The sequence below is a fragment of the Chitinophaga sp. genome, assembly GCF_019236475.1.
GTDB lineage: Bacteria > Bacteroidota > Bacteroidia > Chitinophagales > Chitinophagaceae > Chitinophaga.
Genome location: NZ_JAFAIX010000005.1, coordinates 270,081 through 286,130 on the forward strand (window position 1 = coordinate 270,081; position 16,050 = coordinate 286,130).

General features: G+C 45.2%; 11 protein-coding genes. 8 read left to right on the plus strand and 3 right to left on the minus strand.

The features are described from left to right. Window positions 1-53: 53 nt before the first annotated feature. On the minus strand, window positions 54-1,481 hold the full coding sequence (locus JO154_RS08410) for an arylsulfatase (protein WP_291943705.1): 1,428 nt from the start codon (window positions 1,479-1,481) through the stop codon (window positions 54-56). A 157-nt stretch (window positions 1,482-1,638) separates the two neighbouring features. Between JO154_RS08410 and JO154_RS08415 the strand changes: the two genes are divergently transcribed. Beyond that, window positions 1,639-3,066, plus strand: a complete 1,428-nt coding sequence (locus JO154_RS08415) for an amino acid permease (RefSeq protein ID WP_291943708.1) — start codon at window positions 1,639-1,641, stop codon at window positions 3,064-3,066. A gap of 406 nt (window positions 3,067-3,472) precedes the next feature. Further along, complete coding sequence (locus JO154_RS08420; RefSeq protein ID WP_291943709.1) at window positions 3,473-4,099, plus strand: 2,3-bisphosphoglycerate-dependent phosphoglycerate mutase; 627 nt, start codon at window positions 3,473-3,475, stop codon at window positions 4,097-4,099. Here the strand turns inward: JO154_RS08420 and JO154_RS08425 are convergent, their stop codons facing one another. Continuing rightward, window positions 4,100-4,603: an Lrp/AsnC family transcriptional regulator gene (locus JO154_RS08425; RefSeq protein ID WP_291943711.1), complete on the minus strand. Its 504-nt coding sequence runs from the start codon at window positions 4,601-4,603 to the stop codon at window positions 4,100-4,102. A 151-nt stretch (window positions 4,604-4,754) separates the two neighbouring features. Between JO154_RS08425 and ppsA the strand changes: the two genes are divergently transcribed. The 4 genes from ppsA (at window position 4,755) to JO154_RS08445 (ending at window position 11,491) form a co-directional block, all read left to right on the plus strand. Beyond that, a complete protein-coding gene (gene ppsA, locus JO154_RS08430) occupies window positions 4,755-7,190 on the plus strand; it encodes a phosphoenolpyruvate synthase (protein WP_291943712.1) in 2,436 nt (811 codons plus the stop codon). A 179-nt stretch (window positions 7,191-7,369) separates the two neighbouring features. Beyond that, entirely contained in the window at window positions 7,370-8,107 is a 738-nt protein-coding gene (locus tag JO154_RS08435; protein ID WP_291943714.1) for a hypothetical protein, read from the plus strand. 371 nt (window positions 8,108-8,478) lie between these two features. After that, window positions 8,479-10,410, plus strand: coding sequence for an SPFH domain-containing protein (locus JO154_RS08440; protein ID WP_291943716.1), 1,932 nt, complete (start codon window positions 8,479-8,481; stop codon window positions 10,408-10,410). Window positions 10,411-10,540: 130 nt separating this feature from the next. Next, the gene (locus JO154_RS08445) at window positions 10,541-11,491 is read left to right on the plus strand and encodes a phytanoyl-CoA dioxygenase family protein (RefSeq protein WP_291943719.1); all 951 of its coding nucleotides are present in this window, start codon (window positions 10,541-10,543) and stop codon (window positions 11,489-11,491) included. A gap of 115 nt (window positions 11,492-11,606) precedes the next feature. Here JO154_RS08445 and JO154_RS08450 read toward each other — a convergent pair whose 3' ends face one another. Next, window positions 11,607-12,641, minus strand: a complete 1,035-nt coding sequence (locus tag JO154_RS08450; protein WP_291943721.1) for a GntR family transcriptional regulator — start codon at window positions 12,639-12,641, stop codon at window positions 11,607-11,609. A 150-nt stretch (window positions 12,642-12,791) separates the two neighbouring features. Here JO154_RS08450 and rhaT point away from each other — a divergent pair, with 150 nt between their 5' ends. Further along, window positions 12,792-13,847, plus strand: a complete 1,056-nt coding sequence (gene rhaT, locus JO154_RS08455) for an L-rhamnose/proton symporter RhaT (protein ID WP_291943723.1) — start codon at window positions 12,792-12,794, stop codon at window positions 13,845-13,847. Between the two features lie 25 nt (window positions 13,848-13,872). Beyond that, window positions 13,873-16,002, plus strand: a complete 2,130-nt coding sequence (locus JO154_RS08460) for a bifunctional aldolase/short-chain dehydrogenase (protein ID WP_291943725.1) — start codon at window positions 13,873-13,875, stop codon at window positions 16,000-16,002. Window positions 16,003-16,050: the final 48 nt, after the last annotated feature.

The window sequence follows — 16,050 nt, forward strand, 5'->3', positions numbered from 1 at the left end:
AAGGGCTGCCCAAATTTTTTTGATCAGCACTTTAATTATCTTGAATGATGCTACTATTTTTTCAGCAATGGAAATATAGGTGATTCCACATGTTCTTTATCCATGATCGCCTGCATTTGTTGCGCGATATCAGGATGTGCAGCGGCCACATTATGCTGTTCAGACGGATCTTTCGAGAGGTCATATAGTTCAAGAGCAGGAGCAGGATTAGCGGTAACATGCATCTTTACGGCTTTCCAGTTGCCACGGCGCACTGCTTGTCGCCCGCCATTTTCATGGAATTCCCAGTACAGGAATGGATGTTGTATTTGTTTCCCTTTACCTGTCAATTCTGGTACAATCGAGATCCCATCGATATTAGCAGGCGCCTTTACTGCCGCCAGATCAGCGAAAGTAGGCATCATGTCCCAGAATGCACCGGCAAAGTTGCTCACAGTACCTGCTTTGATTTTGCCCTGCCATCTAGCGATGAAAGGCACACGGATACCTCCTTCATAGAGGTCTCTTTTAATACCGCGCAGATTTCCGCCGCTATTGAAAAAGGCAGGATCTGCCCCGCCTTCCGCGTGCGGACCGTTATCACTCGTAAAGATGACTAAGGTATTATCATCCAAACCCAATTGCTTTAGTTTCGCCATGACCTGTCCTACATACATATCTAACCTAGTAACCATAGCAGCGAAGGTGGCATGTGGATATTGCTGGGAGACATAACCATTCGCTTTGGGTTCTGGCCCGTAAATAGCGCCTTTATACGGCTTTTCTGGAAAGCTACCTTTAAAACGAGCTAGGATGCTGTCTTCTGGTGCTATCAGCTCCGCATGTGGTAAGGTATACGCCAAATAGAGGAAAAATGGCTGATTTTTGTTGGATTCCATAAATTTTAGCGCCTGCTCCTGGATCATTTCAGGGGCATATTGGGCGGTATGCTCCAACTGACCATTGGCAGTGAGTTCCACACGCTGATCATTATTCCACAGATGTGTAGGATAATAACGATGGGATTCCATCTGACAGTTATACCCATAAAACTGGTCCATACCCTGATTTATAGGATCGCCTTCAGAGCCAACAGGCCCCAGTCCCCACTTGCCGAAGGCGCCCGTTTTATAACCAGCTTTCTTCAGCACCTCTGCTAAAGTGACAACAGAATCCGCGATGGGTTGCTGCCCTTCGGGTTTGATTTCTTTATTTCCCCTTACGAAAGTATGACCTGTATGTTTGCCGGAGATGAAAGAACAGCGGGAAGGCGCACATACGGAAGTGCCCGCGTAGAACTGGGTAAAGCGCTTTCCTTCTTTCGACAGTTGGTCAATATTAGGAGTGCTGAATTTTTGCTGTCCGTAGGAACTGAGATCCCCATATCCCAGATCATCTGCGAGGATGAAGATGATATTGGGTTGTTTTTGCTGTGCGTTCACTGTTACAGCCATGTGCATCAGTGCTGCTCCCAACAGGGCCGCACAGGCTGATCTTTTCATAAAAGTCATGGTATGCTGCTATTTATGCCTCGCTAATTTAACGTTCGAAATACACTTATCATAGCCCGATACATGAGCGGCAGCAATTTTTTCCGAAGGAATTAGTTAAAATTACACATCTTGCAACCTACCTATAGCAATCAACTTGAAATCAACTATGGCACAAAAAGACGATTCGCAGCACCTTAAAAGAGGGCTGCAAAACAGGCATATCCAGCTAATAGCCCTTGGTGGAGCTATTGGTACTGGCTTATTCCTGGGCATAGGCCCTGCGGCCGTACTGGCAGGACCTTCTGTTATCCTCGGTTATGCACTTGCCGGCGTTATCGCTTTCTTTATTATGCGTCAACTGGGAGAAATGGTAGTGGAAGAACCGGTATCCGGAAGCTTCAGCCACTTCGCCTATAAATACTGGGGCTCCTTTCCAGGCTTTGCCTCTGGATGGAATTACTGGATTCTCTATATCCTGGTAAGTATGTCCGAACTGACAGCCATCGGGCTGTATGTGCAATTCTGGTGGCCAGAAATTCCCCTCTGGGCATCCAGTTGTTTCTTCTTTGTAGCTATCAATGCCCTTAATCTCAGCTCTGTAAAGGTTTACGGAGAAGCTGAATTCTGGTTCTCTATCATAAAAGTAGTGGCTATTATTGCCATGATTCTTTTTGGTACCTATCTCCTTTTCAGTGGCACTGGTGGCTCTCAGGCTACTGTGGCCAATCTGTGGAATAATGGCGGATTTTTCCCTAAAGGACTCCTACAGTCAGACGGAAAAGGCGGATACCAGGGACTCTTGGCCGCCATCTCGCTTATCATGTTTTCCTTCGGGGGATTGGAATTGATCGGTATCACGGCCGCAGAAGCGGATAAACCAGAGAAAACCATCCCTAAAGCAACCAATCAGGTGATTTACCGTATCCTCATATTCTATGTAGGCGCTTTGGTGATCCTCTTTGCATTGTCGCCATGGAAAGATATTACCACTAAAAGTAGTCCGTTCGTAACAGTGTTTGAAAGTCTCAAAGGCTTTCAGTACACACTCTTCGACATTACAATCAACTTCACCAGTCTGATTGCAAATGCGCTGAACCTCATCGTACTGACGGCTGCACTTTCTGTTTACAACAGTTGCGTATATAGTAACAGTCGCATGTTATACGGATTGGCGGAGCAAGGCAATGCCCCTAAATTCCTTTCCAAACTGAATAAGAACAGTGTACCGGTGCAGGCTATCATTGTATCGGGCCTCTTTGCTGCCATCTGTATCATTGTGAATAAACTGATGCCGGAGAAAGCGTTGGAAGTATTGATGTCGTTGGTGGTATCCACATTGATCATTAACTGGTTGATGATAACTGTTGTTCATCTACAGTTTAAGAAGAATAAGAGAGACGCGGGGCTCTCTACCAAATTTCCTTCTTTCTTATATCCGTTGTCGAATTATATCTGCTTGATATTCCTGGTGGGTATATTGATTTTGATGTGGATGACGGGGCTGAAAATGCCGGTAGCGTTGATTCCCATCTGGGTGTTTTTCTTATTTATTTGCTATTTGATAGTGAAGAGGAATAAGGCACTACAAGCTTAGCGTTTTTTTTCGTTCCCGCCCGCCCTACGGGCGGGCGGGAACCTTTCGTTTCAGGCATCATCGGAAGGAGCTTTTTTTTCAGCCAGCATTGGAAGAAGCTTTTTTTCTGCTGTCATTGGAAGGAGCTTTTTTCAGCCAGCATTGGAAGGCGTTATTTTTCAGACGTCATCGGAAGGAGCTTTTTTCAGCCAGCATTGGAAGGCGTTATTTTTCAGGCGTCATCGGAAGGCTTTTTTCAGCCAGCATTGGAAGGCGTTATTTTTCAGGCGTCATCGGAAGGAGCTTTTTTCAGCCAGCATTGGATGACGGCAGGGGATGAAGTTCCGCACCTGGCACTGGTTGTAACCACAGATATTGTTTGTAAAACAAAACTTTGTTCCATCTGTAATTACTAAAAAATAGAGTTATGAGTGTAAAACTGTTTTTAATCCGACACGGACAATCGCAATGGAACCTGGAAAACCGCTTCACAGGCTGGAAAGACATCGATATCACTGAAAAAGGAAAAGAGGAAGCCAAAGCAGCAGGCATTGAACTGCGAGGAGAACGCATCGATATTGCCTTTACCTCTGTGCTAATACGGGCACAACATACCCTCGATATTGTATTGCAGGAATGTGGTGAGGCTGGCATTCCCGTGGTGGAAGATAAAGCCCTGAACGAGCGTTCCTATGGCGATTTGGAAGGCCTGAATAAAGCAGACACCGCTGCCCAATATGGCGATGAGCAAGTACATATCTGGCGCCGCTCTTTTGATGTACGCCCGCCAGGAGGAGAAAGTCTCAAAGATACCTTCGACCGCACCATCCCCTATTTCATTCATACCATTTTCCCACACCTGGAAGCAGCCGAAAACGTGCTGATCGTAGCCCATGGCAACAGTTTACGCGCCCTAGTGATGTTCCTGGACAACCTGAGCCCTGAAGAAATATTGCAGCGAGAACTAGCTACAGGGGTGCCACTGATCTACACCCTAGACCGCCATATGCTAGATACACTGCGCCTCCGCTACGGCCAAACTACACTGGCCTGATTACTTCGTACGATGTTCTATTTTGTTGATGAAATCCGTTTTCAGATGGAGTCCCTTATCATGCTTGGACTCTGATAAAACGAATAGACTGCGAATTTTCCGGATATTATCCAGCTTGGAGAGTTTATTGGAGTAAAACGCGTCGTAAGCCTCCATATCGGGCACAACGATTCTTAACAAATAATCAAACTGACCACTCATTTTATAGCATTCCAAGACCTCTGAGAATCCATCCATGCTTTGCTCAAAGGCCATCAGTCTTTCATGGCCATGCATTTCCAGGGTAACACTGGTATAGGCTACCAGTGCACTTCCCAGCTTATTCCGGTTCAATACCGCAATATATCCCAGAATATAACCTTCCGCTTCCAGGCGCTTCACCCGTTCGAATATGGCAGTGACCGACTTCCCCAGTTTGGCGGCGATCTCTTTATTGGTCGTCCGCGCATCCTGTTGAAGTATGTCCATTATACACATATCCAGCATATCGGGAATAAAAGCCATGTCTGATTTTCCTCAAAAATAGGTATCCGGGTACAAATGCTGAAAAAAAATCGGATTCCTGGCCTCAATTCCGTTTTGTTTTCGGTGTCGAACGAACATCATCAATCTTACCAACTGAGCGGAATACCTTCATGCTACAAAACGTACTATCATGCAAGAACATATCATATTACCCCTGGAAGAAGTGAGTCTGGATTCCATTGCCTTAGTAGGCGGTAAATCAGCTTCACTCGGTGAAATGATCTCTAGTTTAACAGAGGCAGGCGTGAAAATCCCTACTGGATTTGCCATCACGACCCGCGCATACTACGATTTCCTCCACCATAGCGGGCTGGAATCTTATATCAAAGAACAGATCGATAATATAGACTTCGAAGATATTACCAGTCTGCGCAGAGCCGGTATGCGTATCCGTCAGGCAATCAGCAGCACCCGGTTTCCGCATCAGTTGAGTCGCGAGATCATTGCCGCCTACCAGGACTTATCCAGACAGTACGGCCAAGAACAAACGGATGTTGCCGTGCGTAGTTCCGCTACAGCAGAAGATTTGCCAGATGCCTCTTTCGCAGGACAACAGGAAACTTTCCTGAACGTACGCGGACCAGTAGCCCTAATAGACGCTGTGCGCAACTGTTTCGCCAGTTTGTTCACCGACCGTGCTATTAGCTACCGTTCTACTTTCGGGTATGATCATTTTAGTATAGGCCTTTCCGTATGCGTGCAGAAAATGGTACGTTCCGATCTCGGCGCTTCTGGCGTAGCTTTCTCACTGGATACAGAGTCCGGCTTCAAGGACGTAGTATTGATAAATGGCTCCTGGGGCCTCGGAGAAATGGTAGTACAAGGTGCTATTTCCCCAGATGAGTTCATCGTGTATAAACCACTGATCGGCTCCGGATACACGCCTATCGTGGAAAAGAAACTGGGCCACAAAGAAAAGAAAATGGTCTATGGTGAAAGCAGCGATGAACGCACCAAAATTATTCCCGTTGAAAAACAAGCCCAGCATCAATTCTGCCTCACCGATGCACAAATCATGCAGTTGGCAGAATGGGTGAGCTGTATAGAAAAATATTACACAGAGAAAAAAGGGCAATGGTGCCCAATGGACATAGAATGGGCGCTAGATGGATTGACCAATGAATTGTATATCGTTCAGGCAAGACCAGAAACCATTCACTCTCGCAAGGACCACAGCAAAATTATCTCCTATAGCTTCGGAGAAGCAGCCGCCAAGAGAGAACCACTGCTGAAAGGGATAGCGGTAGGCGATAAAATTGCCGCCGGTCATGTAAACATCCTCTTCTCCCTGGATAATAGGCTGAATGCTGGTCTTGGCTTCCAACCCGGCGATGTACTGGTAACAGACATGACAGACCCAGACTGGGAACCAATCATGAAAATGGCTTCCGCGATTGTCACCAATAAAGGGGGACGCACCTGTCATGCTGCAATTGTAGCCAGAGAAATGGGTATTCCGGCTATTGTAGGCTGCGGCGATGCTACAGACAAACTCACCTCCGGACAATCTATTACGGTGAGCTGTGCAGAAGGAACAGAAGGCGTAGTATACGAAGGTATCTTGCCATTCATAGAAGAGGCATTAGACTTACACGAGCTACCTACTGTGAATACACAACTGATGCTGAATGTAGGTACACCAGGTATGGCATTCCAATACACGCATCTGCCTAATAGAGGCGTAGGGTTAGCCAGAGAAGAATTTATCATTAACAATTATATCAAAGCGCATCCCCTGGCATTATTGAGACACAGAGAACTGAAAGATGCGGATCTCACTAAAAAAATCACCCAGCTCATACAAGGCCATAAAAATGAAGCGGATTACTTCATTAATCAATTGGCTTATGGTGTTGGTAAAATCGCCGCTTCTTGCTATCCAGAAAAAGTAATCGTGCGTTTCTCTGATTTCAAGAGCAATGAATATTTCAACCTGTTGGGTGGAAAATATTTTGAGCCGAAAGAAGAAAATCCGATGATTGGATGGAGAGGTGCTAGCAGATATTATTCTGCAGAATACAAACCAGCCTTCCAACTGGAATGCGCTGCTATCAGTAAAGTGCGCGATACGATGGGATTAAGTAACGTTGTAGTCATGATTCCATTCTGCCGTACGGTAGAAGAGCTGCTTAAAGTACTAGAAGTAATGGAAGAATTTGGATTGAAGCGCGGCAAGAATGGCTTGGAAGTATATCTCATGGCGGAATTACCATCCAACATTATTATGGCAGAAGAATTTGCTGCCCATATAGACGGCTTCTCCATCGGATCGAATGATCTCACCCAGTTGACATTGGGACTGGACAGGGATTCCAGCATTGTGGCGGCGTTGTACAATGAAATGAATCCAGCAGTACAACGTATGATTTCCAGGTTAATCCGTGTAGCGAAAGAAAATCACGTGAAAGTAGGCATCTGCGGACAAGGACCTTCTGATTTTCCAGAGTTCACGAAAATGTTGATCAGTCAGGGTATAGATAGTATATCCGTCACACCAGACGCTGTTACCAAAACGCTGAAAGCCATATCAGAAGCAGAACAAGCAGCTATTGCCACTACTGCCTAACAAAAATGTAATACGGTGGTATGTATTTCCGCATACCACCATATCATCCATTTTGGCAATGAACAATAAAAGAGAAATCACCACACCTTGATAAATAGGAATCATAACTAATTATTTTAACTGAGGCATGTCCGCAGTTATTTCCCTTAAAAATATTTAAATTAGGGAAAACCATGTTTATGAAAATCGTGACCCTAATTTGCTGTTTGTTAGCAATAGCCCGCATCCAGTCTTCAGCACAGGACTCCTCCAGCTATTTCCGCACCAATCAAATGTCAAATGCGATAGATAACTTCATGCGTAGTCGCTCTATTTTCACTGCCAATAGCTTCTCCACTCCAGAAGGAACTGTTGGTACTCCTTATCTATTTGAAGACTGGGGATATATGTGGTTAGACTCCATAGACAACGAACCTGTTAAGAAATCAGTGATTTATCAGGCCAATATGGATTTACAAAAGAATGAAGTCATTATCAAAGGAGGCGATGGTAAAGCATACATTCCGGAAACTAACAATGTACAAGCGATGCATTTCAAAAAAGGTAATGAAGTGCACGCCTTTGTGCGCGCTTACTTAGAGGGCGCCATGAAATTTGTGGAGCAGTTGTCTACCGAAGGTAAATATATCCTACTCAAAGATATTGGGATCACTTATACCCGTGCAGACTATACCGATAAAGGTATGGTACAAACAGGCAAGCCTTACAACGAGTACAAAAAGAAATATACTTACTACTTAGTACAAGACAGTAAAGCCACGAGGATACAGTTAAAAAAGAAGAATATATTATCTGTTTTAGACAAGGACCCAGCAGCGGTTGCCACTGTAAATAAGTATATTCCTGGAAGCACGGTAGATGAAGCCGAGCTGGTGAAAGCGATTGATGCCCTCAATGCACCGAATACAGGAAAGTAGCTGAGATTTATACCACGCAGCGACACTGCTAAAAGTAGTGTTGCTGCCTCCAGTAGCGGGATTAATAATCAATCTTCCTGTTAACCCACTAGATAAGCTGGTGAAAATATTTTTGTTTATATTAAAAAAATCACCACTTTTACTGCGTAATTCACACACTCAATGGAATCCGATAATTCAGGCATTACATTTTTGACAGCCTACATCCTGACCAACTTCAACACTTCTCCTCCTTTCTGCTAATAACAGTTCTGGCATACCTTTTGGATATATAGCGCCATCGAAATTTCTAGGGCCCCCTGAAATGAAAACGCTACTATACAACCATCTGTATACACATATTTCAACACACACATTCTAAATCCCTAATAATGGAAAATGCATCCGCTTTGACGTGGGCGTTGCTCATCGGCGTGCCCGTACTATGCCTTGTACTTTACAAAGTAATACTTCGTATATGCTTTGGCGTTGTAATCGTACCTGAAGACCGTATTGGTCTTGTTACCAAAAAATTCGTACTCCTTGGAAAACAGGAGCTTCCCGAAGGCCGCATCATAGCCACCAACGGAGAAGCCGGTTTTCAAGGCCAGACACTGGCTCCTGGTATCTATTTCTGGAAATGGATATGGCAGTACAGTATTACCTTCCAGCCTTTCACCATTATACCCACGGGAAAAATCGGGCTCGTACTCGCCAAAGATGGCGCCGAGCTGGAAACAGGCGCAATACTTGCCCGAAAAGTACCCTGTGATGGATTCCAAGATGCAGTAGCATTCTTACAAAATGGAGGCCGTAAAGGTAGACAGACAGGCATCATCACCCCAGGTTCTTATCGTATCAATACCTTCCTCTTTGAAGTGGAAATAACAGATACCGTAACCGTTCCTGAAAACGCAGTAGGTATTGTTACCACCATGGAAGGTAAAGCCCTGGAAGCTGGTGCTATCGCAGGTCGTACCATTGAAAACCACAACAACTTCCAAGATGTGGACACCTTCCTGGGAAATGGCGGCTACAAAGGGTTACAGGAACAAGTAGTACTGGCTGGTACTTACTTTATCCACCCTTGGTTTGCGAAAATTGAACTGGTAAAAATGACTGAAATCGCCATCGGACACGTAGGGGTAGTGATCTCCTATGTAGGTAGCGACGGCGTAGACATTAGCGGCGCAGAGTTTAAACATGGCAACATCGTAGCCAAAGGCCAGAAAGGCGTATGGGCAGAACCACTGGGCCCAGGTAAATATCCTGTCAATCCCTACATCATGAAAGTGGAACTGGTACCAACTACCAACCTGGTATTGAACTGGGCATCTGCCAGAAGTGAAGCGCACCAATTGGATAAAAACCTGTCTACTATCACTGTACGCAGTAAAGACGGTTTTACCTTCAACTTGGATGTATCCCAGATCATTCATATTCCTACCAACGAAGCACCTAAAGTAATCGCCCGCTTTGGTAATATGAGCAACCTGGTAACACAGGTACTCGAACCTACCATTGGTAACTACTTCCGTAACTCCGCCCAAGGCGCTGATGTGATCAGCTTCCTGACCAGTCGTAAAGAAAGACAGACCTCTGCCAAAGAGCACATCGGTCATGTATTGGATCAATACAACGTTTTTGGAGTAGATACCCTCATCGGAGATATCGTTCCGCCTGAAACACTGATGAAAACACTGACCGACCGTAAGATCGCAGAGGAACAAAAAGTGACCTATGATACGGAAAGACTGGCACAGGAAACTCGTCAGAAACTGGAAAAAGAAACTGCCATCGCTGAAATGCAGAAAGAAATCGTGAAGGCCGACCAAGGTGTATGGATCGCTGAAAGATTAGCCGATGCTTCCGTGAAAAAAGCTACCGGTGATGCCAACAGCGTACGCCTGCAAGCAAATGCAGAGAGTGACAGAATGAAGTTAATGGCTGCCGGTGAAGCTGAGAAAGTAAGACTGCTGGCGAAAGCAGAAGCAGAACGTACCGAGTGGATCGCGAAAGCCGAAGCGGAGAAAATCTCCCTCACCGGTAGAGCAGAAGCCGAAAAAATCCTCGCTACTGGTCAGGCTAGTGCAGAGTCTTATAAACTCGCCGTAGAAGCGATGGGTGGTAACAACTTTACCCAACTGAAAGTAATGGAAGCAATTGGTGCACAAAATATTCGCATCATGCCGGATGTACTCATCAGTGGTGGAGAAGGCGCAAATGGCCCTATCTCCGGACTGTTGGGCCTCCGACTCCTCGAAGACGTTGCCAAAAAGAATAACGATAAAACGAACAATAATGAAGCAAGTGAAAATAAGTAACAGTTAACCCCCTCTCAATCCGCCAATTCTAAAACCGAACGCCGCATTCTTGCGGCGTTTGCTATTTTTAGCAGCTATTCCTATAGGCATTAACGTTATAAATACACCAGTTATTTATCTATCTTCGGATATGCCTAATCATTTCGACGCCTTTACCCAGATAATGGTTGCCACGCATCTAGCGCGCAAATTCCAACAGCCAGCACCTGCCTTTGAAAATTTCAGCCATTATGAAACAAGATGGATGAGCATTACAGCACTCGGTGCTTTTGAGACTTACAATTTTCTTTATGCAGCATGCAAAGATGAGCAACATTTCAGGGATTGGCTATTGGAGTTAAAAGGGGCTGATTTTCTAGAGGAAGCTGCTGCAAAATATGAGGCATGGATAACTGGAGGTACCGAAAAAGCGCAGGTCACTGCTGTTTTACTTTCGGAGGAGCAAAAAGCATTCTGGCAAACCAATGGCTATCTCCGTATCAGCGGACTTTTACCGGATCAATTGTGTGATGATGTAGTTGCTGTTATTTGTGATACCATGCGTATTGATAAACAACGCCAAGAGACCTGGTACCCGAATGATCCTAACTGGCATGGATTAATGTTGCAAGTATATCAACATCCGGCGCTTGCCGCTATAAGAAATCATCCCCCATTAAAACAGCTATTCGCCGAGCTATATGGGACCCATCAGCTTATTGCCAACACAGACAAAGTGAGCTACAATCCACCAGAAACGGATACCTGGAAATTCAGGCATGAAAATATACATTGGGATATAGATCCACTGCAACCATTATCGCTTTACATACAAGGATTGATTTACCTGGAAGATGTCCCTGAAAGCCGCGGCCCATTGAAAGTGGTGCCGGGTTTTCATCATCAGTATGAAGATTACATCGCACAGTTTCCGGATTTCACCGAAGCACAACTGGCTATCAGGCAACATCCTGGCGCTGTGAAGATTCCAGGCAAGAAAGGAGATGTATTGCTGTGGCAGCATACTTTACCACATTGCGCCACTGCCAACAGGGATATATTACCACGGTTTGTACAGTATATCAGCTTTACAAAACACTAATGGCAATACACCCCTCATTGCTTATTTAACAATACTATGCAGGTATACTTCCATATTCGTATAGCCGTTATCGAGGTATGTTAGGGAGACACGGATTAATCGTGCCTCCATTTTTTCACAGAGATTGGCGGATGGTCAGATAGAACGGTACTTCCACTTGTGCCGAAGAGTTATCCAAGATGAGCTGAGCGGCCGTGTCTCCCATGAATTTAAAGTCGGTAGAGATGGTAGTCAGCCCGTTGAGTATTACTTTTTTCAAAGGTGTTTCATTGTACGAAATGATGCCCACATCCTTGCCAATCACCAGGTCCAGGGAAATGATTTTTTCTATTAACGTGACTAAATCACTTTCGCGGATATTGATATACACATCTCCTTTTTCAATATTCTCCTTTTCAATATCCCGAACTACCTTATAATGGAAGGCATAGTTCTGGCAGAATTGCAGAAATCCTTTGTGAATTTCTTCTGGATAATAGCTATGATCTGGGAAGATGATTTTTATGGTCTGGTATTTTTGTAATCGATCTTTGGCCTGTTCCAATACAGAATAAATATCATTTTGAAAGTTCTCAAACACAGCGCCGTAGGTACCTGTCACTCCTTTCAGTTTTTTATCCAGGAGGATTAATTTCTCTTTCGGAATCAGGTTGACAACTTCATCTACATGCTCCCAGCTTTCGCGGAAATGCGGCAGGATGACCACATGCGTATAGGCGTCCAGATTTTGGGAGAGCAATCTGCGAAATAGTGCGAAATCGCTGTTATAAATATAAAAATCGATGCTCGCCTGTTCCCCTAGTTTGGCCGCGAAGGAATCATAAATAATTTTCTTGTGTTCGCTGAGTTTGTTGAATAGCAGTAATATTTTGATCTGCCTGCCGATGTTGGTATGTTTGATAAAATACCCCTTCCCTGGCACCGAGCCCAATATGCCTATTCCTTTCAGGTATTTATATGCTTTTTCTGCAGTATCCCGGGAGATATCGAATACGCTACTTACTTCGTTGATGGAGGGCATAATATCATCCTGCTGCAGTTTTCCGTCAGCGATGGATTTAATGATGGAGTTGGCCAACTGGAAGTATTTGGGCGTGACCGAAAAATCATCAATATATAAATACTTGAATATCGGGTGTTGTTTTATCACCGTTGTGTGGAATTTATCTGTTTGTACAACAATATAACGAATAAACTGAAATCCCGTAGTCGGAACATGACAGTACATGACAGTTGACCCAGGGGCATTGTTTAATTTTAGTAAAAGAAGTATAAACAACTTTAGCCTTAAAATTCCACCATGCAAGCAATACTTGGTATTATTTTCCATTTCATTGGCGGGTTTGCCAGCGGTAGTTTTTATATTCCCTATAAAAAAGTAAAAGGCTGGAGCTGGGAAAGCTACTGGATTACTGGTGGTATTTTCTCCTGGCTTATCATACCATTCGTAGCTGCATGGCTAACAGTACCATCCTTTATTGAAATCATAAGAAGTACAGACGGAATCACCCTTTTCTGGACCTATTTTCTCGGCGTATTATGGGGTATTGGTGGTTTGACCTTTGGTTTGAGCATGCGTTACCTGGGCATGAGCCTGGGTATGGCGGTAGCCCTCGGTTTTTGTTCTGCCTTTGGAGCATTGATACCACCCATTTATCGGGAATTTTTTACTGATAGTCCAGACAATTTTTCAAAAATGCTCCACCACACCAGTGGTTATTTTATTCTACTTGGTGTGGTGGTTTGCTTGATTGGCATTGCCATCTGCGGGCGTGCCGGCATGTACAAAGAGAAAGACCTTCCAGAAGATAAAAAGCAAGAACATATTAAAGAATTTGATCTAAAAAAAGGGCTAGCTGTTGCCATTATCTCCGGTATCCTTAGCGCCTGTATGAGTTTTGCCATTGCCGCCGGGGAGCCGATGGGCCGCGCCGCTGTGCAAAATCAAGCCAATCCGCTATTCCGTAACAATGTCATTTTTGTCATCATCATGCTAGGAGGACTCACCACCAACTTGGTTTGGTGCATGATTCTCAATACCCGCAACCGCAGTTTTGGAGATTATGTCAACCGTAGTACACCACTGGTCTATAATTATTTGTTTGCCGCCATTGCGGGTACTACTTGGTTCTTACAGTTCTTCTTCTATGGCATGGGCGAAAGCAAACTAGAAAACGCGCCCAGCTCCTGGATACTGCACATGGCTTTTATTATTCTCATCTCCAGTATGTGGGGCTTCGCACTGAGAGAATGGAAAGGCGTTAGCAAAAAAACACTTACTACCATCCTGATTGGAATCACCACCATTATCATCTCTGTTATGCTAGTGGGTTATGGTAATTCCCTGGTTAAATGATATAGCGAAAAAATTAAAAGCAATTATGTCTATTAATAACGACACGATCACCCGATTTAAACATGTTAGTTACCTGTGGGATGCAGAAAAAGCCGCATCCATGGCGGGTGATGAAGTAGCCCTACTCATCTATCGTTCCAACCTGCTTGGTGCAGACTTGCGCCTTACCAACTACGGAGGTGGCAATACCTCTTGCAAGGCCACTGCCCTCGATCCCCTCACCAATAGAGCAACAGAAGTGATGTGGGTGAAAGGTTCCGGCGGAGATCTCGGCACCCTCAAAAAAAGCGGCCTGGCTGCATTATACCTCGAAAAGCTCCATCAGCTAAAAAATATCTATAAAGGAAAACAAATGGAAGACGATATGGTGGAACTGCTGAACCACTGTATCTACGACCTTCAGTCCAAAGCGCCTTCCATTGATACAACACTCCATGCCTTTTTACCCTTCAAACATATAGACCATCTCCATCCGGATGCAGCAATTGCAATTGCTGCATCCAAAGATGGAAGAGCCATCACCACCGAATTGTTTAACGGTACCATCGGATGGGTGGAATGGCAACGTCCGGGGTTTGACCTGGGCCTGCAATTACAGCAATGCCTGGAGGAAAATCCTGGCATCAGAGGCATTATGTTGGGCTCCCATGGCCTATTCACCTGGGGAGATACCGCCTACGAAAGCTATATCAATACCCTGGAAGTGATTGAACGCTGTGCGGCTTATATCCAAGAACATGAGGGGGTGAAGCGCCCTGTTTTTGGGGGTAAGAAAATAGATGCCCTATCACCCGTTGATAGAACGAAGCAAGCAGCGGCCCTCGCTCCTATTCTGCGTGGCGCCTGCTCTGGCCATCACCGCATGATTGGTCACTTTACAGATGATGAAAGGGTATTGCAATTCATTAATTCACAAGACCTGCCAAGATTAGCCCCTATGGGCACCAGTTGCCCAGACCATTTTTTGCGTACTAAAATAAGTCCGCTAGTACTGGACCTCGCTGCTACCGCGGACCTCACGCATCCGGCGGAAATCAAACTGCAACTACAACCACAGTTTGACGCCTACCGGAAGCTATATGAAGAATATTACAATGCCTGCAAACACCCGAACAGTCCCGCTATGAGGGACCCTAACCCAATAGTGATACTCTGGCCGGGAGTAGGTATGTTCACTTTTGCAAAGGATAAACAGACTGCTCGCGTAGCCGCTGAGTTTTATATCAATGCGATAAACGTGATGCGAGGAGCAGAGGCAATCTCCTCCTATATTGCGCTACCGCGACAAGAAGCCTTCGACATCGAATACTGGCTGCTGGAAGAAGCAAAGCTGCAACGTATGCCAAAGCCGAAGCCTCTTTCCGGCCGTATTGCCCTAGTAACAGGCAGCGCTGGCGGTATCGGCAAGGCGATTGCACAGAAATTCGCAGCAGAAGGAGCCGCAGTTGTTATCTGCGACAATGATGCTACCCGACTTGAAAATGCAACAACAGCATTCAATATACAATTCGGACGAGATGGATATACTGCTTTCCCGCTGGATGTGACCCGCAAGGAAAATGTAGATGCGATTTTCAGTCATGCCGCACTGACATTCGGCGGGGTGGATATCGTGGTCAATTGTGCAGGGCTTTCCATTTCCAAACCACTGGATGAACATACAGAGGCCGATTGGGATCTGCTGTATGATGTACTGGTGAAAGGACAGTTCCTGGTGACACAGGGAGGAGTAGCGGTGATGCGCAAACAACAGATCGGTGGAGACATCCTAAATATTGTCAGCAAAAATGCATTGGTATCAGGTCCTAATAATGCCGCCTATGGCTCTGCTAAAGCTGCACAGTTGCATTTGAGTCGCCTCAATGCTGCCGAACTAGGTCCCGATCGTATACGCGTCAACGTTGTCAACCCGGATGCCGTTATCTCCGATAGTAAAATCTGGGAAGGCGCCTGGGCGGCAGGACGTGCCAAAGCATATGGCGTCAAAGTGGAAGAGCTACCTGCATTCTATGCCAGCAGAACATTACTCAATGAAATTATACTGCCGGAAGATATCGCCAATGCTTGTTTTGTTTTTGTCAGCGGATTGCTGAACAAAGCAACGGGTAACGTGTTGAACGTGGATGGCGGTGTAGCGATGGCTTTTGTGAGATAACAAACGCCTTGTGAATAATCCAGTTGCGATATCTCCGATAAATGAAGT

Bases quoted from the DNA above. Each gene is read 5' to 3' on its own strand.
- JO154_RS08410 (WP_291943705.1), bottom strand. From the start codon at position 1,481: ATGAAAAGATCAGCCTGTGCGGCCCTGTTGGGAGCAGCACTGATGCAC.
- JO154_RS08415 (WP_291943708.1), top strand. From the start codon at position 1,639: ATGGCACAAAAAGACGATTCGCAGCACCTTAAAAGAGGGCTGCAAAAC.
- JO154_RS08420 (WP_291943709.1), top strand. From the start codon at position 3,473: ATGAGTGTAAAACTGTTTTTAATCCGACACGGACAATCGCAATGGAAC.
- JO154_RS08425 (WP_291943711.1), bottom strand. From the start codon at position 4,603: ATGGCTTTTATTCCCGATATGCTGGATATGTGTATAATGGACATACTT.
- ppsA (WP_291943712.1), top strand. From the start codon at position 4,755: ATGCAAGAACATATCATATTACCCCTGGAAGAAGTGAGTCTGGATTCC.
- JO154_RS08435 (WP_291943714.1), top strand. From the start codon at position 7,370: ATGAAAATCGTGACCCTAATTTGCTGTTTGTTAGCAATAGCCCGCATC.
- JO154_RS08440 (WP_291943716.1), top strand. From the start codon at position 8,479: ATGGAAAATGCATCCGCTTTGACGTGGGCGTTGCTCATCGGCGTGCCC.
- JO154_RS08445 (WP_291943719.1), top strand. From the start codon at position 10,541: ATGCCTAATCATTTCGACGCCTTTACCCAGATAATGGTTGCCACGCAT.
- rhaT (WP_291943723.1), top strand. From the start codon at position 12,792: ATGCAAGCAATACTTGGTATTATTTTCCATTTCATTGGCGGGTTTGCC.
- JO154_RS08460 (WP_291943725.1), top strand. From the start codon at position 13,873: ATGTCTATTAATAACGACACGATCACCCGATTTAAACATGTTAGTTAC.